The organism is Maribacter sp. 4U21, from assembly GCF_002742365.1.
Taxonomy (GTDB): Bacteria; Bacteroidota; Bacteroidia; order Flavobacteriales; family Flavobacteriaceae; genus Maribacter.
The window spans coordinates 154,579-172,679 of sequence record NZ_MDGN01000072.1 but is presented as its reverse complement, the minus strand read 5'-3'; the positions used below and the strand labels follow the sequence as shown (position 1 = coordinate 172,679).

16 protein-coding genes are annotated in these 18,101 nt (G+C 38.9%); 7 read left to right on the top strand and 9 right to left on the bottom strand.

Going from position 1 to position 18,101, the window contains the following annotated elements; all coding sequences use genetic code 11:
- Positions 1 to 12: 12 nt before the first annotated feature.
- The 4 genes from prfB to BFP77_RS14665 form a co-directional block, all read right to left on the bottom strand.
- Positions 13 to 1,111 (bottom strand): peptide chain release factor 2 gene (prfB, locus tag BFP77_RS14680; RefSeq protein ID WP_143751921.1). Its coding sequence is split into 2 segments (ribosomal slippage): positions 13 to 1,047 and positions 1,049 to 1,111, totalling 1,098 coding nucleotides; the frame shifts between segments, so codons are not numbered across the junction.
- A 66-nt stretch (positions 1,112 to 1,177) separates the two neighbouring features.
- Complete coding sequence (locus tag BFP77_RS14675) at positions 1,178 to 2,038, bottom strand: transglutaminase-like domain-containing protein (RefSeq protein ID WP_099574782.1); 861 nt, start codon at positions 2,036 to 2,038, stop codon at positions 1,178 to 1,180.
- A gap of 29 nt (positions 2,039 to 2,067) precedes the next feature.
- Positions 2,068 to 3,015, bottom strand: coding sequence for an alpha-E domain-containing protein (locus BFP77_RS14670; RefSeq protein ID WP_099574781.1), 948 nt, complete (start codon positions 3,013 to 3,015; stop codon positions 2,068 to 2,070).
- 51 nt (positions 3,016 to 3,066) lie between these two features.
- Positions 3,067 to 4,530 carry a circularly permuted type 2 ATP-grasp protein gene (locus tag BFP77_RS14665; RefSeq protein WP_099574779.1) on the bottom strand — a complete coding sequence of 488 codons (1,464 nt, stop codon included), beginning with the start codon at positions 4,528 to 4,530 and terminating at the stop codon, positions 3,067 to 3,069.
- A 197-nt stretch (positions 4,531 to 4,727) separates the two neighbouring features.
- Between BFP77_RS14665 and BFP77_RS14660 the strand changes: the two genes are divergently transcribed.
- Together BFP77_RS14660 and BFP77_RS14655 are read left to right on the top strand one after the other, a co-directional pair.
- A complete protein-coding gene (locus tag BFP77_RS14660; RefSeq protein ID WP_099574778.1) occupies positions 4,728 to 7,127 on the top strand; it encodes a zinc-dependent metalloprotease in 2,400 nt (799 codons plus the stop codon).
- Between the two features lie 27 nt (positions 7,128 to 7,154).
- A complete protein-coding gene (locus BFP77_RS14655; protein ID WP_099574777.1) occupies positions 7,155 to 8,177 on the top strand; it encodes a threonine aldolase family protein in 1,023 nt (340 codons plus the stop codon).
- 3 nt (positions 8,178 to 8,180) lie between these two features.
- Here BFP77_RS14655 and BFP77_RS14650 read toward each other — a convergent pair whose 3' ends face one another.
- A complete protein-coding gene (locus BFP77_RS14650) occupies positions 8,181 to 8,525 on the bottom strand; it encodes a YegP family protein (protein ID WP_143751918.1) in 345 nt (114 codons plus the stop codon).
- A gap of 111 nt (positions 8,526 to 8,636) precedes the next feature.
- On the opposite strand from BFP77_RS14650, the gene BFP77_RS14645 reads away from it, so the two are divergent.
- The gene (locus BFP77_RS14645) at positions 8,637 to 9,737 is read left to right on the top strand and encodes an OmpA family protein (RefSeq protein WP_099574774.1); all 1,101 of its coding nucleotides are present in this window, start codon (positions 8,637 to 8,639) and stop codon (positions 9,735 to 9,737) included.
- Between the two features lie 51 nt (positions 9,738 to 9,788).
- On the opposite strand, the gene BFP77_RS14640 is transcribed toward BFP77_RS14645, so the two are convergent.
- On the bottom strand, positions 9,789 to 10,241 hold the full coding sequence (locus BFP77_RS14640) for a thioredoxin family protein (RefSeq protein WP_099574773.1): 453 nt from the start codon (positions 10,239 to 10,241) through the stop codon (positions 9,789 to 9,791).
- A gap of 18 nt (positions 10,242 to 10,259) precedes the next feature.
- Positions 10,260 to 10,586 (bottom strand): YbaB/EbfC family nucleoid-associated protein, encoded by a 327-nt coding sequence (locus BFP77_RS14635; protein ID WP_099574771.1) that lies wholly within the window; start codon positions 10,584 to 10,586, stop codon positions 10,260 to 10,262.
- Between the two features lie 64 nt (positions 10,587 to 10,650).
- Here BFP77_RS14635 and BFP77_RS14630 point away from each other — a divergent pair, with 64 nt between their 5' ends.
- The 3 genes from BFP77_RS14630 to BFP77_RS14620 all read left to right on the top strand — a co-directional run bounded on the left by BFP77_RS14630 (position 10,651) and on the right by BFP77_RS14620 (position 15,287).
- Positions 10,651 to 12,792, top strand: coding sequence for a S9 family peptidase (locus BFP77_RS14630; RefSeq protein WP_099574770.1), 2,142 nt, complete (start codon positions 10,651 to 10,653; stop codon positions 12,790 to 12,792).
- Positions 12,793 to 12,869: 77 nt separating this feature from the next.
- Positions 12,870 to 13,910, top strand: a complete 1,041-nt coding sequence (locus BFP77_RS14625) for a PLP-dependent cysteine synthase family protein (RefSeq protein ID WP_099574769.1) — start codon at positions 12,870 to 12,872, stop codon at positions 13,908 to 13,910.
- A gap of 117 nt (positions 13,911 to 14,027) precedes the next feature.
- Positions 14,028 to 15,287: an aminotransferase class I/II-fold pyridoxal phosphate-dependent enzyme gene (locus tag BFP77_RS14620; RefSeq protein WP_099574768.1), complete on the top strand. Its 1,260-nt coding sequence runs from the start codon at positions 14,028 to 14,030 to the stop codon at positions 15,285 to 15,287.
- Between the two features lie 149 nt (positions 15,288 to 15,436).
- Here the strand turns inward: BFP77_RS14620 and BFP77_RS14615 are convergent, their stop codons facing one another.
- Both BFP77_RS14615 and BFP77_RS14610 read right to left on the bottom strand, forming a co-directional pair.
- The gene (locus BFP77_RS14615) at positions 15,437 to 16,555 is read right to left on the bottom strand and encodes a GTP cyclohydrolase (RefSeq protein ID WP_099574767.1); all 1,119 of its coding nucleotides are present in this window, start codon (positions 16,553 to 16,555) and stop codon (positions 15,437 to 15,439) included.
- Between the two features lie 86 nt (positions 16,556 to 16,641).
- Positions 16,642 to 17,721, bottom strand: a complete 1,080-nt coding sequence (locus BFP77_RS14610) for a transporter (RefSeq protein ID WP_099574765.1) — start codon at positions 17,719 to 17,721, stop codon at positions 16,642 to 16,644.
- 87 nt (positions 17,722 to 17,808) lie between these two features.
- Here BFP77_RS14610 and BFP77_RS14605 point away from each other — a divergent pair, with 87 nt between their 5' ends.
- Complete coding sequence (locus BFP77_RS14605; RefSeq protein ID WP_099574764.1) at positions 17,809 to 18,072, top strand: DUF4834 family protein; 264 nt, start codon at positions 17,809 to 17,811, stop codon at positions 18,070 to 18,072.
- Positions 18,073 to 18,101: the final 29 nt, after the last annotated feature.

Below are 18,101 nucleotides of genomic sequence, written 5' to 3'. Positions count from 1 at the left end.
TTCATTACTATATTATTCTTCGTCTTTTTGTCCCATCATCATGAGATAAGCTTTTAGAAATGCGTCTAAATCTCCATCCATTACTGCATCCACATTTCCTGTCTCATGGGAGGTACGAACATCTTTTACCAATTTATAGGGATGCATTACGTAGTTACGAATTTGCGAGCCCCATTCAATTTTCATCTTAGAGGATTCTATTTCCTGCCGTGCTTCCATTTTTTTACGCAATTCAATCTCGTATAATTGGGATTTGAGCATTTTCATTGCGGTTGCCCTATTATCATGCTGACTTCTGGAATCTGAACATGAAATTTGTATTCCGGTAGGATGGTGAACCAGTTGCACTTTGGTCTCCACCTTGTTTACATTCTGTCCGCCCGCACCACTGGATCGTGCCGTGGTAATCGTTATATCCGCAGGGTTTATATCTATTTCGATACTATCATCCACCAAAGGATAAACGTATACGGATACAAAGGAGGTATGTCTTTTAGCATTACTATCAAAAGGAGAGATACGCACCAATCTATGAACGCCGTTTTCACCTTTTAACCAACCAAAGGCAAAATCGCCATCTACTTCTAAGGTCACCGTTTTAATACCGGCAACGTCTCCTTCTTGGTAATTGAGTTCTTTGACCTTATATCCGTTCTTTTCTGCCCACATCATGTACATACGCATCAACATGGCGGCCCAATCACAACTCTCCGTGCCACCAGCACCTGCAGTGATCTGCAGTACGGCCGGGAGTTCATCACCTTCTTCAGAAAGCATGTTCTTGAACTCCATTTTTTCAAGAACGTTCAATGTTTTTTGGTATTGGGCTTCAACTTCGGCTTCAGAAACTTCTCCCTCTTGTAGAAACTCTATTAGGACCTCCAAATCATTGACCAGTACTTCGGCGGCATTGTAATCGTCTACCCACTGTTTCTTGGATTGGATGAACTTCATATGCGCTTGCGCCTCCTGTGGATTATCCCAAAAGTCAGGGGCCAAGGTCTTTTCCTGTTCATTTTCAATTTCTATCAGTTTGGCTTCGATGTCAAAGATACCTCCTTAACGCACCAAGGCGATCAAAAAGACCTTTATAATGGTCTGTCGTAATTATCATTCCCTAAAATTTTGTGTAAAAATAAGGTTCTTTTTTTGCAATTGTAGCAGTGCAACCTGCCTTTTATTGTTGCTGTTGCTGACTACTGACAAGCACTGTGTGCGAGGTTTCGTTTTTCCCCTGTCCGTAAATAACACCTCTTAAGGGAGAACAGTCGTTGTAGTCCTTTCCGTGAGCCACTTTGATGTGGTTATCGTTGGCCAAGAGGTTGTTCGTAGGATCAAAACCTACCCAACCTAAGCTGGGAATATACGCTTCTGCCCAGGCGTGCATTTGCGAATCACCAAAATAACCGTTGCCTTGATGTAAGTACCCCGAAACGTACCTTGTTGGCACTCCGTTTTGTCTCGCCAAAGCACAAAAAAGATGTGTAAAATCTTGACATACCCCATGCCTATTCGCTATAATATCATTCAGCATGGTCCCAACATCCGTTACCCCGGTCTTAAAATAAATATGAATGTAAGTCCAGTCGGTAAGCGCCTTTAGATTTTCAAAGATGGAAAGGTTTGTATCAAATTTAAAAAGCGGACGGTCTAATTTGGGTAAGGTGGTTAAATGCGTAGCTTTTAGAAAAGCAGCGAAATCTATTCTAAAGTTAAGTTCTTTTAATCTGTCGAATGATGCTACAATATCCTGTTCGGGTTCAAAATCGAACGGGTTCAAATCTTTTTTAATTAATTTGAAATATGCCTCAAAGGAAATTTCTTTGAATTTCTGTTTAGGGTGCGCTCGTATGGTCTTAAAGCCATAACCGTTAATAGAAGTTTCGTTAAATGCGTTAATAGAATTCGAAAATTCGACGGACACATATTCTTGAGAACTATTTTCTTGAGGAATAATTAAAAATTGCCAATGTGCGTTGTGCACCCAGTTTTCGTATTTATTTTCCGCTTTATAGGTAATGGAATATTCTTTGGGCATAGGGCTAAGGTACGTTAATTAACCTGTTATTAATAGGTAAAAAACTCTTCTTCTAGCTTATTACTTATTTCTGTTAGGCTTTTTAGAATATGCTCTATGAACGTTTTGATATCCTTTTCAATTTCTTCGATATATTTAAATTCGTATTCCGCCCTTACCCTACCGATGAGGAAGGCCGTGGAATTCTTGTTATATTTCTTTGTTGGGTCTAAAATTTTCACATTTTTATAAACCTGATTCAACGAATTCATTACGGAGCGTGGACAATTTGGGTTCAAAATTAAAAATTCCAAGGTAGAAATACTCGTCGGGGTCTTCTTGTAGAAACGTCTCATCATATCATATGATTCTGCGCACTTAAGTAGGGTAGACCATTCAAAACTGTTACTGAACTTATCGCCATAGCTCCCTTGAGCCTTTAGTGCATCATTGTACTTTGTGTTTATGATTCTTGTGATTTGCGTTGCACGTTCTATATTAACGCCCATTAGTATAATGGCATACACGGAATCATGTAATAAGGTACCTCTAATTTTACCTCGTAAAATAGCTGTCATTTCAGTAACATTAACCGTAAAGTCATGTAAACCGTTCTTAACGAATCTATCCTTTGGATAGTTGAGGACAAAGTGATAAAACTTATTTATTGCCTCGTAGAGTTCCGTAGAGATTAGGTCCCTAGCGCTATTGGCATTTTCGCGAGCGTATTTCACATTGTTGATAATGGAAAACGGAAAATCAGGGTCCAGACCTATTTTGAACAGGACGTCCTCTTCCTGTAATACCATATTTTCGTCCGCTACTGGATCACCGACCATATAGCACATAGATTGAAGTACGAACTGCCTATTCTGTGATTTTATGTTGGGCGCATCCAATGAGGCAAAATAATTTACATTGAGGTAACGGGCGATATGTTCTGAACGTTCTATATATCTACCCATCCAAAAAAGATTATTGGCTACTCTTGCTAGCATAGAATTATTGTTTCTGGTGTAATTTTTAAGTATGATTTTTTTGACGGCTGACTATTTTTTCAGTACCCAAGTGTCCTTTGATCCCCCTCCTTGCGAGGAGTTCACGATTAAGTTTCCTTTTTGAAGTGCCACACGGGTTAGTCCGCCTTTTAAAACAAATTCTTTGTCTTTTCCCAAGACGGTAAATGTTCGTAAGTCTACGTGGCGCTGTTCAAACGATGCACTCTCATCAATATAAGTGGGATGCACGGATAATGACATTATGGGCTGTGCTACGTATTTTCGAGGGTGGTCGGAGACCTGTTTTTTTACCTTTTCTATTTCTGCTTTTGTAAGTCTATTACCAATAGAAATACCATAACCGCCAGCTTCATCTACTGGTTTAATGACCAGTTCGTGGATGTGTTCTAAAACGTATTTCAGCTCATCGGGCCTACTACAGTGGTAGGTATGTACGTTATTTAAAATAGGCTCTTCGTCTAAATAGTATTTTATAATTTCCGGCATGTAGGTATATACCGCTTTATCATCGGCAACACCGGTTCCAGGTGCATTAGCCAAGGTGACATTTCCCTTTTTATACGCTGCGAACAGGCCGGGAACACCTAAAGATGAATCTGGTTTAAATTCTAAGGGATCTATAAAAAGATCATCAATACGTCTATAAATTACATCAACTTTTAAAGGACCTCGTATTGTTTTCATATAAACGAAATCGTTTTCCACGAAAAGGTCACGACCCTCTACTAGTTCTACGCCCATAGTCTTAGCGAGGTACGAATGCTCGTAAAATGCAGAATTATACATTCCAGGGGTAATTACTACACAATTGGGAACGTCCACTCCTTTAGGTTTTGCCGACTCCAAAAGTTCGAGCAAATTTTCTGCATAATTGGTTACGGTATGGGTTTGATAGTGGTTAAAAACACCAAAAAGGGCTCTTTTGAGCGCTGTTCTGTTGCAGATAACATAACTTACTCCAGACGGGCATCTTATATTATCTTCCAATACATAATATTTGCCATCGCTATGTTTTATGACATCTGTTCCGGAAATATGATTGTAGATTCCCCCAGGTGGATCTATGCCGTTCATCTGGTCCAAATAATTTTCTGAAGAGCTAATGAGATCTAAGGGAACTATACCCTGCTTTAATATTTTTTTATCATGATAGATATCCCAAAGGAAAAGGTTAAGTGCTTTGCTTCGTTGTATGGCACCTTTTTCTATGACTTCCCACTCAAGAGGGTCTATAATTCTAGGAAAAAGGTCAAAGGGGAAAATCTTTTCTTGGGTCTCATTGCCTCCATACACCTGAAAGGTAATTCCTTGATTGAAAAAGGAGGATTTCGCTTTTGAATTTAAATTCACATAATCCTTAATGGAATGCTCCCCATAAAGATTAAAAAGTTTCTGGTAGACACTTTTTATGGAACCGTCGGTTTCATAGATTTCATCATATAATTCAGGATTTCTTTGGTAAGATGAAAATATTTTATTTTCATTATTCCCCATGGTATACTTGTTTTCTTAAAAGGTAGTGGTTTTAAAATAATTATTAGGTAGTTATTCTTTATTAATAGGTTCCATTTTTTAATGAATATTCAATAAATGATGAGATTTTCTATGATTTGTTCTTTAACTCACATGCTCTAAAGAACTAAAATTAGTTTACCATATTTTGCATATTTTTAGATTCTAAACGAACTAGAATGAAAAACGTATTACTACTTCTCATCGGATTGGTTTCCTTTCAAATGAGTACCGCTCAATTTTCGGAGAAAAAGAAAGATTTCAAGGAATATGAGGGATTTTTTAATTTTTATTATGACGCGGAATCGGACAAGGTTTACTTAGAAGTGGACAAGCTAGATAAAGAGTTTCTTTATGTATATTCTCTCAGTAGTGGTATAGGGAGCAATGATATAGGTTTAGATCGCGGACAATTGGGTAACGAGCAAGTGGTCTATTTTAAGAAAGCGGGAAATAAATTACTGTTGGTGCAACCAAACTTAAAATTTCGCGCCTTAACGGAAAATGATTTAGAACGGAAATCCGTTGAACAGGCCTTCGCTAAATCCATATTGGGTGGGTTTAAGATAGAAGAGGAAAAGAATGGTACGTATGTCATTGACATTACGGATTTCTTAATGCAAGATGCGCATGGTGTCTCAAAACGTTTAAAAAGAGGGAAACAAGGTTCTTATAGTTTGGATAAAACGAAAAGTGCCATGGCCCTTGAGAGAACTAAAGCGTTTCCCAAAAATGTGGAATTTGATATGACCATGACCTTCAAAGGTGAAGCTACAGGGGCCTTCATTAATTCTGTTGCGCCAAACTCCGGTCTCATTACGGTTGCCCAGCATTGTTCTTTTATTGAACTGCCCGATGATGGTTTTAAACAACGCAAGTTCGACCCACGTTCAGGTTCCTATCCTTTTATGTACTATGATTACGCCACTCCAGTTGAAGAGTCCATTCTAAAACGTTTCATTACCAGACACCGATTGGAAAAGAAAAACCCTAACGATGCGGTCAGTGAAGCTGTGGCACCCATTATCTATTATTTGGATAACGGAACACCAGAACCAGTACGTTCTGCATTACTGGAAGGTGGTCGTTGGTGGAACCAGGCTTTTGAAGCTATAGGTTATAAGGATGCGTTTCAGGTAAAAATTTTACCGGATGATGCAGACCCAATGGACGTTAGGTACAATGTAATTCAATGGGTTCACCGCTCTACACGTGGGTGGAGTTACGGTAGCAGTATTACTGATCCACGTACGGGTGAAATTATGAAAGGGCACGTAAGTTTGGGCAGTTTACGAATACGACAGGATTATTTGATAGCGCAGGCACTTATGAACAAGCCATTTGCGGAACGAGATGATAATCACAAGCCAATGTTGGACTTGGCAATAGCTAGAATACGCCAACTTTCTGCACACGAAATCGGGCATACGCTAGGTTTTGCACATAATTATGCCGCTAGTACTAATGACAGAGCTTCTGTAATGGACTATCCGCATCCTCAGTTCTCCGTATCTAATGGAGAAATTGACTTTTCAAATGCCTATGCGACAGGAATTGGGGAGTGGGATAAGGTAACGGTAGCCTATTCGTATGCAACCTTTCCAGATAATGTGGAAGAGGAAGAAGCGCTGAACAAAATATTGGATGACGCCAAAGCAAAAGGTTTGCGGTACATTACCGACCAAGACGCACGTCCGCAGGGTAGCGCGCATGTTTTGGCGCATCTATGGGATAACGGGGAAGATATTAGTGCAGAGTTGAATACCATGCTTCAGGTCAGAAAAACTGCTATTCGTAATTTTTCTATCGATAACATAAAAACCAATGAGCCTAATTCCGTTCTCGAGGATGTTTTTGTACCGTTATACTTCTTCCATAGGTATCAAACAGAAGGGGTTGCTAAGGTTGTAGGCGGTCTGGAGTATAATTATGCGGTTAAAGGAGACGGGCAAGAAGTCGTCCGTACCATTGATAAATCCACTCAAGAAAAAGCGCTAAAGGCAGTATTAAGGACCTTGGAAGCTGAAGAGATTGCTATTCCTAGGGATAAGCTAGAGCTGTTTCCTCCTAGGGCGTTCGGTTATGGAAGAACTAGGGAGTCTATTAACGGTAAGACCGGAGTGTCTTTTGATGCCCTTTCCGCCCCAGAAACCGCTGCGGACATGTCACTAGGGTTGTTGTTACATCCAGAGCGGGCATCCAGACTGGTTCAGCAGAAAGCACTGGAGCCTAGTAATATTGGTCTAGAAAAGGTATTTAATGAATTGGTAGCGAACACTATATTTAAATCGTACAAAGATGTTTACCTACAAGAGGTGCAACGCAACATTAATTATAGAGTCCTGTTTCACTTGATGAATTTAGCGGCACATGATGCGGTTCACCCTCAGGTCAATGCCATTGCCAATGCCCAGTTAACGGCCTTAAAAGCCGCAATAATGTCAAAAGGAAAGGATGCCAATGCTATGGAGATGGTTAGACGAATCAATAATTTCTATGCCCATCCAGATAAATTTGAAGTAATTGCCGCTCCAAAATTACCAGATGGTTCGCCTATTGGAATGGACTGCTTTCATTAAATTTTTTAAACTGAATTATATTAATTAATGAAAGTAAATCTTATAAGCGATACCGTAACACAGCCTTCGGCAGGAATGATGGATGCTATGATGAGTGCCAAAGTTGGGGATGATGTTTTTAAAGAGGACCCCTCGGTAAATGCTTTGGAGGAAAAGGTAGCTACTATGTTTGGTATGGAGGCCGCTCTTTTCTTCCCAAGCGGTACCATGACCAATCAAACGGCAATCAAACTGCATACGCAGCCGGGAGAGCAACTTATTTGTGATAAATATGCGCATGTTTTTAATTATGAAGGTGGTGGTGTAAGTTTTAATAGTGGTGTTTCTTGTCGCTTGGTCGATGGTCATAGGGGCATGATGACCGCAGTGCAAGTTGAAAGTGTTATAAATCCACCAGACTTTTATCATAGTCCCTTGTCTAAGCTGGTATGTATCGAAAATACTACGAACAAAGGTGGTGGGGCTTGTTGGGATTTTAAAGAACTGGAACGGATTAAGGCAGTTTGTGAGAAACACGATCTTAAATATCATTTAGATGGTGCGCGTTTATGGAATGCTTTAGTGGCGAAAGCAGAAACTCCCAAACAATATGGCACCATGTTCGATACCATCAGTGTTTGTCTTAGTAAGGGATTGGGCTGCCCAGTAGGTTCTGTTTTGGTAGGGGATAAGGATACTATTCATCAGGCACTTCGTATTAGAAAAATCTTAGGTGGGGGAATGCGTCAATCCGGATTTTTAGCCGCTGCGGGAATATTTGCACTAGACGAGCATGTAGAACGTCTTTCGGAAGACCATAAAAAAGCTGTTGAAATAGGGAGTACCTTACAGGAGTTAAGTTTTATAAAAAAAGTAGAACCCATAGAAACCAATATTATTATTTTTGAAATTGACGAAACCCATAGCTCTAGCCATGGGTTTACGGAAAAATTACTACGTTCAGATATTCATATCATAAGTATGGGTCAGGGTAAACTAAGAATGGTTACCCATATGGATTACACGGATACTATGCATAGTTATCTTTTAGAGAGGTTACGAAACCTGTGATAATTAAAATGTATCAGTCTTAACGAAGCTGCTCTTCAGATTTTTAATTCCGTTTTCCATGCCGGCTTCGGAACTATAGAGCCCGCTACTCCCAATAACGGTACCATCCTCGTTTTTGAGATTAAACAAAAACTTACCGTCAAAATTTGTTTTACGTTCAAAGTGTTTTAACGGGGAATTAGCTATATGGAGTCCTTTCAAGGTTCTTTCAACCTCTTTTTTGTTAGAAAAAGGGACACTTTTCAATAATATTTTTCCCGTTTCCGATTTCACCAAAAACTGAAATCCATTCTCATTTTTCTTCTTTATTTCAATCATTTCCAGCGCTTTTCTTTTAAAGATAACCATTCTATCTATTATAGAAAACAAGACTGTTTTTAATTTTTTTCAAATTTATAGTGACTTTTTCAAAAGTTGGGTTTCTTATAGATACACTATAAATTATAAATATCAACCATTATGAAAAAAGTACTATTTGTATTTGCATTTATGACAGCGGCCATGACAATGGCGCAAGACCTACCAGAAAACCCGGAACCGGGCAAATGTTATGTTCGTTGTACCACACCGGATGTGTACGTCAATGAAACAATGACCTTGACCGTAAAGCCAGCTTACAAAGTTTTGAAAACAATTCCTGCGACTTTCAAAACCGTTACGGAAAGAGTTGAGGTAAAAGCGGCAGGGAAGAAGCTTACCGTTATTCCAGAGAAATGGGGAACAGAAACGGTAACGTACGTTTCCAAAGAAGGAGGAAACACTTTAAGTATTACTCCGGCTAGTTTTAGACCTTCTTCGGAAACGATTGAAATTAAGCCTGCCTACGCGCAATGGGAATTGGGAGCGGCAGCCCCAGACTGTGCATCGGGAAATCCTGATGATTGTAGGTATTGGTGTTACAAGGGCTATCCCGCAGAATTTACCACCGTTAGCACGGAGGTTCTAGGAGCGGATGCGTCCATTTCTAAGACGCCCCTCGGCTCAAAGAATGCTTCTTACACCAAAAGAGTATTGTTAGAGCCTGCTAGAGTAGTTGAAGAAATTATTCCTGCAGAATACAGAACTATAACTAAAACGGTACTGGATAAGGACGCTTACACTGTAGAAGAAACTATTCCTGCCGTGACCAAGACAGTTACTAAAGAAGTATTGAAGGAAAAAGGCGGACTTACTACTTGGAAAGAGGTAGAGTGTTCTTTAGTGGAGTATCAAGCGTTACCTATCAACTGGAATCTTGGTAGTGCCTCTTTAACTGCTGACGCAAAAAGAATAATAGACACTAGATTAATGCCGGTATTACAACAAAACCCTGGTGTTAAATTGGAAATTGCTTCACATACGGATGTAAGGGGAAACTCTGGTTCTAATCAGGATTTGTCCGAGAGACGTGCTAAAGCCGTTGCAGATTATTTAATTACTAAAGGAGTTAACTCTAGCCTTTTAGTTGCCAATGGTTACGGTGAGAACAAAGTAAAGAACAGATGTAGAGAGGGTGTTACATGTACAGAAAGAGAACATGCTGTAAATAGAAGAACTGAATTTAGATTGATCAACAATTAATCCCTCAAAGTTCCCTAAAATGAAAAGGCTTTCCTTACTGGAAAGCCTTTTTTATTTGTTCTTTTCGAGAAGTTGTATATGATAACGTACATCGCCATTCATTGCATACCCAGAGTATTCGTCTAGGGCTTTCCCTTTATTGTTTATTATTTTAAGTAATGGGAATACACCTTTTTTGTTATAGGTTGCCACTACCGCCTTATTGTGCTTCATCTGCTCGGCAGACAGAAGATCTTGATTTCTTGGCATGTCTACATACAACGTGACATAGTTTGCAGAAACTTCCGTGAACTGGGTGGTTTCAAAAAAATCTTTTTTAAGCATCTTACATGGGGGGCACCAATCACTTCCGGTAAAATAAATAAGAATGTTTTTATCGCTCTTCTTGGCAAGTTTTAAAGCTTTTTCAAGATTATATTCCCATTTAGTATCGTTCGATACTTCAATCGGCGCTTGAGCCGATAAGAATAAGGGAAGCAACAGTACTAAAAGTAGTTTCTTCATGATATTTGAGTATAACGATTACTTAAATAACGAATCCATCCCCGGAATATTGGGCATACCTTCTTTGGCTACCGCGGCAAGCTCGGTTTCATTTACTGAAGTTGCTTTTTCAATTGCCTTGTTCAAGGTAAGTATAAGATAATCTTCTAGTTGTTCCTTGTCCTGTAGCAAATCATCCGAGATACTAATTTGCTTTAACTCTCTATTTGCGGTAATAACCACTTCTAATAGGCCGTCGGCAGATTTTTCATCCAAAAGCACCGTGTTCATGCGTTTCTTGGTGTCTTCTACTTTCTGTTGGGTCTCCTTTAATTTACCCATCATTCCCATCATATCTCCAAACATTGTATATTATTTATAGGTTTCTAAAGTGTAAAAATACTAAATTACTGGAATTTTAATTTAGATAATGAATCATAGAGAATTACAAAAAATACTTCTATTAATTAGTATTATTTTTGCCGCTTCCTGTAAAGATGAACAAAGAGATAAGATGCCCAAAATAGACCCTCCCGTAGCAAAAAAAATCGCCAAAGAAATTGTAGCTCATAACGATGTTAGGATAGATGATTATTACTGGTTAAATAACAGAGAGAATGAGGAAGTGCTTTCTTATTTGAATCAGGAGAACGAATACTACAGCAAGCTTACGGCGCATACCAAGGAGTTTCAAGGAGCACTTTTTACAGAAATGAAGGGTAGGATTAAGGAGGATGACTCCTCCGTACCCTATAAGTTGAACGGGTATTGGTACCAAACGCTTTATGAAATTGGCAAGGAATATCCAATTTATTCAAGACATAAAGAACTCCTAGAGGCTCCTAAAGAGGTGATGTTCGACGGAAACGAAATGGCCGCAGGAACGGATTATTTTAAGATTGGAGGTATTGCCATAAGCCCCAATAATAAAATTGCCGCCTATGGTGTAGATAAAGTTAGCCGTAGACAGTACACCATACGGTTCAAGAATCTTGAGACGGGAGAAGTATTTGATGATGTAATAGAGAATACAACGGGTGGCGGTGTTTGGGCCAATGATAACCAAACCTTGTTCTATACCAAAAATGATACGGTCACCTTAAGGTCGGATAAAATTTACAAGCATAGATTGGGTACGCCTTCATCCGAGGATGAGCTTGTTTATCATGAAAAGGACGAAACGTTCACCACGTATGTCTATCGAACAAAATCAAAAAAATACATTGTTATTGGCTCTTCGAGCACCTTAACTTCAGAATATCAAATTTTGCCCAGTGACCAACCTGATGGTGTATTTCAGCTTTTTTCAAAGCGAGAAAGGGGTTTGGAGTATTCCATATCCCATTACAAGGGCAGTTTTTATATTCTTACCAATAAGGATGGTGCTACCAACTTTAAATTAATGAGGACTCCGGAAACTGCGACGGAATCGGTGAATTGGAAAGATTTCATCACGCACAGAGAAGAAGTGCTTTTAGAGTATATGGACATCTTTAAGGATTACTTTGTACTTACGGAAAGAGAGAACGGACTCAGTAAAATTAAGATAGTGAAATGGGATGGCTCTTTGGAGTATTATTTGCCATTTGAAAGTGAAACGTATACCGCATACACCAGTGCAAATCCTGATTTTGATACTGAAATTTTACGGTACGGTTATAACTCTTTAAGAACACCTAGTTCCGTTATTGATTTTAACATGCGCACAAAGGAAAAAGAGGTCAAAAAGGAACAACAGGTTCTCGGTGGACGCTTTTTCAAAGAGAATTACAAAGAAGAACGTATCTGGGCAACGGCACGGGACGGTATTAAAGTTCCTATGTCCCTTATTTATCACAAGGATACTTCATTAAATCCCGATACGCCTATCTTACAATATGCTTATGGTTCTTATGGCTATACGATAGATCCTTCATTCTCCTCCATTCGTTTAAGTCTTTTGGATAGAGGATTTGTATATGCGATTGCCCACGTCCGTGGTGGCGAATACTTGGGTCGCCCTTGGTACGAAGACGGTAAACTATTGAACAAGAAAAATACCTTTACGGATTTTGTGGATTGCTCTAAATTTTTAATAGATCAAAAAATGACGAGCCCAGAGCATTTATATGCCTCAGGTGGATCAGCTGGTGGGCTTTTAATGGGGGCAATCGTAAATATGGCACCACAGCTTTACAATGGTGTTATTGCTACAGTACCTTTTGTAGATGTGGTTACGACCATGCTAGACGATACAATCCCCCTTACTACAGGAGAATATGATGAATGGGGTAATCCTAATGAAAAGAACTATTATGATTATATGAAATCTTACTCGCCCTATGATAACGTTAAGCAGCAAGGTTATCCCAATATGTTGGTCACTACAGGTCTACATGATTCTCAGGTACAGTATTTTGAACCGGCGAAATGGGTAGCTAAACTTAGGGACATGAAGAAAGATGACACGCTATTGCTATTCGATATTAATATGGATGCCGGACATGGCGGCGCATCAGGTAGGTTTGAATCACTTAAGGAGGTAGCTAAAGAGTATGCATTTTTACTGGATTTAGAAGGAAAAATACCCTAGTTGAAAAAAAATAGTAGTTTTGTATCGATTTTCTGACCTAAAAGTTTGTTGGAAAGTCGTAAAATTAGAATCCCCTTATGAAGAATGAGATAAAGGCTTACAACAATATCTTAGAGCTAGTAGGTAGTACTCCCTTAGTAAAACTTAATAAAATCACTAAAGGATTCATTGGTAATTTCTACGCCAAAGTAGAGGCCTTTAATCCAGGGCATTCCGCCAAGGACCGTATCGCTTTACATATCATAACAGAAGCGGAACGAAAAGGAATTTTAACGGAAGGTAGTACAATTATTGAAACAACTTCTGGTAATACTGGTTTCAGCATAGCAATGGCCAGTATCATAAAGGGCTACAAATGTATTTTGGCGGTAAGTTCAAAATCTTCTAAAGACAAGATAGACATGCTAAGGTCTATGGGAGCTACGGTATACGTTTGCCCTGCCCATGTAAGTGCAGACGACCCACGGTCTTATTACGAGGTTGCAAAACGTTTGCATAAAGAAACAAAAGGTTCCATATACATTAATCAGTATTTTAATGAGTTGAACATGGATGCTCATTATAAATCCACCGGACCAGAAATTTGGGAACAAACCGCTGGGCAGATTACACATTTAGTTGCGTGTAGTGGCACTGGTGGCACTATCTCAGGAACGGCTCGTTTTCTGAAGGAGCAAAGCCCGAACATAAAAGTCATCGGAGTGGATGCCTATGGCTCGGTCCTGAAGAAGTATCATGAGACGGGTACTTTGGATACCAATGAAATTTACCCCTATAGAATAGAGGGATTGGGAAAAAATTTAATCCCCGGAGCAACGGATTTTAAGATTATAGACGAGTTTATTAAGGTTACCGATGCAGAAAGTGCGCATACCGCAAGAGAGGTTTCTAGAACCGAAGGTATTTTTGTGGGGTATACTAGTGGCGCAGTAATGCAAGCTTTGAAGCAACTGAACGAATTAAATACTTTTACTGAGGAAAGTAAAGTCGTGGTGATCTTTCCTGATCACGGTTCTAGATATATGAGCAAAATATATAGCGATCAGTGGATGGAGGACCAAGGTTTTTTAGAGACCAATCCTGTAGAAGAAACGCAAGAGATACAATTCGTAAAATAATACAATCGTACGTATTTGCAGAAAGAGCGGGTTTTTCACCCGCTTTTTCATGTTGTAAATAATTTATGAATGCAACCTAAAAATTTTTACTTTTGCACTTAGAACAAAATGTAGGCAATGACAGATTTATTTGACAGAATTATAGAGAATAAAGGACCATTAGGGAAGTGGGCTTCGCAGGCAGAGGGTTATTTCGTGTTTCCTAAACTGGAAGGACCTATTTCCAATAGAATGAAATTTCAGGGTAAGGATGTAATTACCTGGAGTATCAATGATTACCTAGGTCTTGCCAATCTACCCGAAATAAAAAAAATTGATGGTGAGGCGGCTGCAGAATATGGTGCGGCTTACCCTATGGGTGCGCGAATGATGAGCGGACACACAAAATTCCATGAACAGCTAGAGCAGGAATGTGCGGACTTTGTTAATAAAGAATCTGCTTACCTTTTAAATTTTGGTTATCAGGGCATTATGTCTGCTATTGATGCACTGGTCTCTAAAGACGACATTATTGTTTACGATGTAGATTGCCATGCATGTATTATAGATGGTGTACGGTTGCATATGGGCAAGCGTTTTACGTTCAAGCACAACGACATCGAAAGCCTAGAAGTTAATTTGGAACGTGCCGTAAAAATGGCCGAGCAGACCGGAGGAGGTATTCTTGTAATTTCTGAGGGTGTTTTTGGAATGCGCGGTGAGCAGGGTAGATTGAAGGAAATCGTCGCCCTTAAGAAAAAATACAACTTTCGTCTTTTGGTAGACGATGCACATGGTTTCGGAACTTTAGGAAAAACGGGAGCAGGAGCAGGAGAGGAGCAAGGGATTCAAGATGATATTGATGTCTACTTCGCAACATTCGCCAAGTCTATGGCAAGCATCGGTGCCTTTTTAGCGGCCGATAAAGAAATTATAGATTACTTAAAATATAACCTGCGTTCGCAGATGTTCGCCAAATCGCTACCCATGCTATATGTTAAGGGAGCTTTAAAAAGGTTGGATATGTTACGTACCCAGCCTGAACTTAAAGCAAAGCTTTGGGAGAACGTTAATGCCTTACAGAACGGATTAAAGGACAAAGGTTTTGATATAGGAAATACCACCAGCTGTGTAACGCCTGTGTATTTGAACGGTAGTATACCCGAGGCAATGGCCTTAGTAAAGGATTTACGAGAAAATTACGGTATTTTCTGCTCTATAGTTGTTTATCCGGTAATACCTAAAGGGCTTATCCTATTAAGGATGATACCGACCGCTACACATACCATGGCTGATATTGACGAAACGCTAGAGGCCTTTTCTGCCATTAGAGAACGATTGGAGAACGGTACATACAAACGACTATCTGCTGCTGTTGCTGCGGCAATGGGAGAATAAAACATATTTTTCAAATTATAAAAAGCCCGTACAATTGTCCGGGCTTTTTTATTGGCACCTCCAAAAGGGCAGCATACCCTAAAGTCTGCCTAGAAATTATATGTTCATTTCCTACGAATAACTCGTTGGTTTGCCCCGAGGTGGTCTATTTATAAATCTTTTCGGTACGTTCTTCGTCTTTTGTAAATAACCGGGTCAAAATGTTTCCACATCTGTTTTATCGCTAGGTTCTCCTCTAACTCTGGTGTTCTATAACACATTTCTATGCCTTTTTTAGTAAAAGTCTTGTAATATTCATTGAAAATTATTGCCGTTACCCCTTTATTCTGATATTCAGGGTCAATACCAATCAAATAAAAGATAACGTCCTTACTGTTCTTTTTTGCGTTCAATAGATGAAATAATCCAAAGGGAAAGAGTTTTCCTTTAGCTTTTTGTAACGCTTCTGAAAAAGAGGGCATGACTATGGCGAAAGCTACAAGCTTATCTTCCTTGTCTTTAATGAACTTTATGTACTCTGGATTTATAAAACTGATATACTTTTTCTTGAAATAGGCCTTTTGTATTTCGGTGATGGGCACAAATGAGGAAAGGCTCGCATATGTTTTATTGAAAAGGTCAAACATCTCATCGGCCAAGGGCAATACTTCCTTTGTTTTGGTAAAATTCAATTCACTCAAACCATATCTCCTTTTAATAAGGTCATTTAATTTAGTGAATAGTTTGGGGTCTGCATTCCGTGCCGGAAACTTATTCTCCATATATTCCTTCTCTTTTACAAAACCCAAGCGTTCGTAATGTTCTTTGTAATAAGGATGGTTGTACCAGGTAATCATGGTGCCAATGTGATCAAAACCCTCTACTAGCACGCCAACCTTATCTAAATTGGAAAATCCTACAGGGCCCTCCATATATTCCAAGGAATTGGCTGTTCCTATTTCGCTGACTTTTTGTAGTAAAGCTTCAGAAACACTCGTATTATCAACAAAATCGAACCACCCAAAACGCATTTTTTTTACGTTTTGTTCTTGTACTTCCAATCTGTTGATAATTGCCGCAACCCGCCCAACGATCTTATCATTTTCATAGGCCAGAAAGAACCATGCGTCCGCATCCTTGAAAACTGGATTTTTGGTCTTGTCAAAGGACTCCAGCTCATCATTGATTATGGGAGGTACCCAATATTTAGAATCTTTGTAAAGAACAAAAGGAAAGGTTACAAATTTCTTTAAATCCGATTTGGAGGAAACCTCTTTTATAGTGATCATCGATGGTTTTTAGAACCATCAATATTAGGGATATTAATCAATACTTAAAAATAGCATCGGTATAAATGTTTCATTGCGATACTATCCTAGAACTCTATTTCTCCCGAGTCTTTTTTCTTTTTCTTTTCGGCCTTCTTTAGTTTTCGAAGTTGTTTTTTGGAAGGTCCCAAATCAATATCTTCGGCACCGCTGCCCTTATTTTTTCTTTTTTTCTTTTTCATGGCGTTCTTTTCGATAGCTCCACCATTTTGATCTGCATCTTGATCCTCAATGGGTACTAAACTGTCTTTGTGGAAGTCAAAACGGTAAGAGCCACCGGCACTTACGAATATTCTTGAGGGGGTATTCTTGAAACTAGCGCCTAAATTGAAATCTACTTGTAAGCGTTCATTTAACAAATGTGCAATACCACCTCTGATTAATAGGTCTGCATAGCGGTCGCTTTGAATCCCTTGATGCTCCACAAATGCACTCCATTTTGGATTTCTAAAAGCATGGGAGAGGGAAATGATATAGCTCATTTCGGGAAACTCCGTCCCTATGCGGTCATAAGCAACATTAGTGATCATAACGAATCTAGGTGTTAATCTACTTTGTGTAGCTAGCATTACCCTGGGAGAAATTGTGGCCTCTCCTGGGTAGTAGGGATTATCTCCTAACACGAAATTTGCACCGGCATAGATTGATACCGCAGGAAGTAGATTTTTAAGTTGAAATTTATTGTTTGCTCTCCAACTATATAAATTGGGTTTATTTCTTTCGGGATTTTTAAAGGGATCGTAAACTAAAAATTTTAATCCTAGTCTATTTCTAGTAAAATCAGTTCTTTTTGCGGTGATATCAAAATTGTTAAATAGGATTTCCTGGTCTTGAAAACTTCCCTCGTAGTTTAATTCTAGTCTTTCAAACAATAATCCGTATCGCAAAGAGATGTCCGTTCCCCACATATCGGATTGCGTGTTCAGCAAAGTATGGTCACTTTGTTCATAGAACAGACCTAGTTCCGCTTGCACAACATTTTTCCCAACGGCATAGGCACTTACAGAAAGACCTGGTCTATTTGAATTGATAACATCTGTATATTGACTCTTTAAAGCCATTGGCAGTATGCACAAAAGAAAAAGGATAAAACTTGAAACTCTTTTAACGTAAAAGGGTTTGCTCATGGATACGACTTTATAATTATTTTAATACTTTGAATCTAGTATAACAACGTGATAATTGTATTTTTGATATATATCATTCATAAATAAATGGCTTTTTTAAAAACAATACTGATTATTCTTTTGGGATATTACTTGCTCAAAATCTTGGCAAGATTATTCGCTCCCAAAATAATTAATTACGCAGCAAAGAAAACAGAGTCCCATTTTAAGCAGGCTTTTGAAGGATTTGAACAGCAATCTAATTCCTATAAAACGGATGAAGGGGAAGTGATCATCAATAAAAAATCAACAAAGAGAAAAGGTGATTCCGAAAAAGTAGGGGAGTATATTGATTTCGAAGAACTAGACTAGTTATCTTTGTCTAACCAATCTCCGCTAAT

Bases quoted from the DNA above. Each gene is read 5' to 3' on its own strand.
- BFP77_RS14630 (WP_099574770.1), top strand. From the start codon at position 10,651: ATGAATCATAGAGAATTACAAAAAATACTTCTATTAATTAGTATTATT.
- BFP77_RS14605 (WP_099574764.1), top strand. From the start codon at position 17,809: ATGGCTTTTTTAAAAACAATACTGATTATTCTTTTGGGATATTACTTG.
- BFP77_RS14610 (WP_099574765.1), bottom strand. From the start codon at position 17,721: ATGAGCAAACCCTTTTACGTTAAAAGAGTTTCAAGTTTTATCCTTTTT.
- BFP77_RS14640 (WP_099574773.1), bottom strand. From the start codon at position 10,241: ATGAAGAAACTACTTTTAGTACTGTTGCTTCCCTTATTCTTATCGGCT.
- BFP77_RS14670 (WP_099574781.1), bottom strand. From the start codon at position 3,015: ATGCTAGCAAGAGTAGCCAATAATCTTTTTTGGATGGGTAGATATATA.
- BFP77_RS14650 (WP_143751918.1), bottom strand. From the start codon at position 8,525: ATGGTTATCTTTAAAAGAAAAGCGCTGGAAATGATTGAAATAAAGAAG.
- BFP77_RS14675 (WP_099574782.1), bottom strand. From the start codon at position 2,038: ATGCCCAAAGAATATTCCATTACCTATAAAGCGGAAAATAAATACGAA.
- BFP77_RS14645 (WP_099574774.1), top strand. From the start codon at position 8,637: ATGAAAAAAGTACTATTTGTATTTGCATTTATGACAGCGGCCATGACA.
- BFP77_RS14655 (WP_099574777.1), top strand. From the start codon at position 7,155: ATGAAAGTAAATCTTATAAGCGATACCGTAACACAGCCTTCGGCAGGA.
- BFP77_RS14660 (WP_099574778.1), top strand. From the start codon at position 4,728: ATGAAAAACGTATTACTACTTCTCATCGGATTGGTTTCCTTTCAAATG.
- BFP77_RS14620 (WP_099574768.1), top strand. From the start codon at position 14,028: ATGACAGATTTATTTGACAGAATTATAGAGAATAAAGGACCATTAGGG.
- BFP77_RS14615 (WP_099574767.1), bottom strand. From the start codon at position 16,555: ATGATCACTATAAAAGAGGTTTCCTCCAAATCGGATTTAAAGAAATTT.
- BFP77_RS14665 (WP_099574779.1), bottom strand. From the start codon at position 4,530: ATGGGGAATAATGAAAATAAAATATTTTCATCTTACCAAAGAAATCCT.
- BFP77_RS14625 (WP_099574769.1), top strand. From the start codon at position 12,870: ATGAAGAATGAGATAAAGGCTTACAACAATATCTTAGAGCTAGTAGGT.
- BFP77_RS14635 (WP_099574771.1), bottom strand. From the start codon at position 10,586: ATGTTTGGAGATATGATGGGAATGATGGGTAAATTAAAGGAGACCCAA.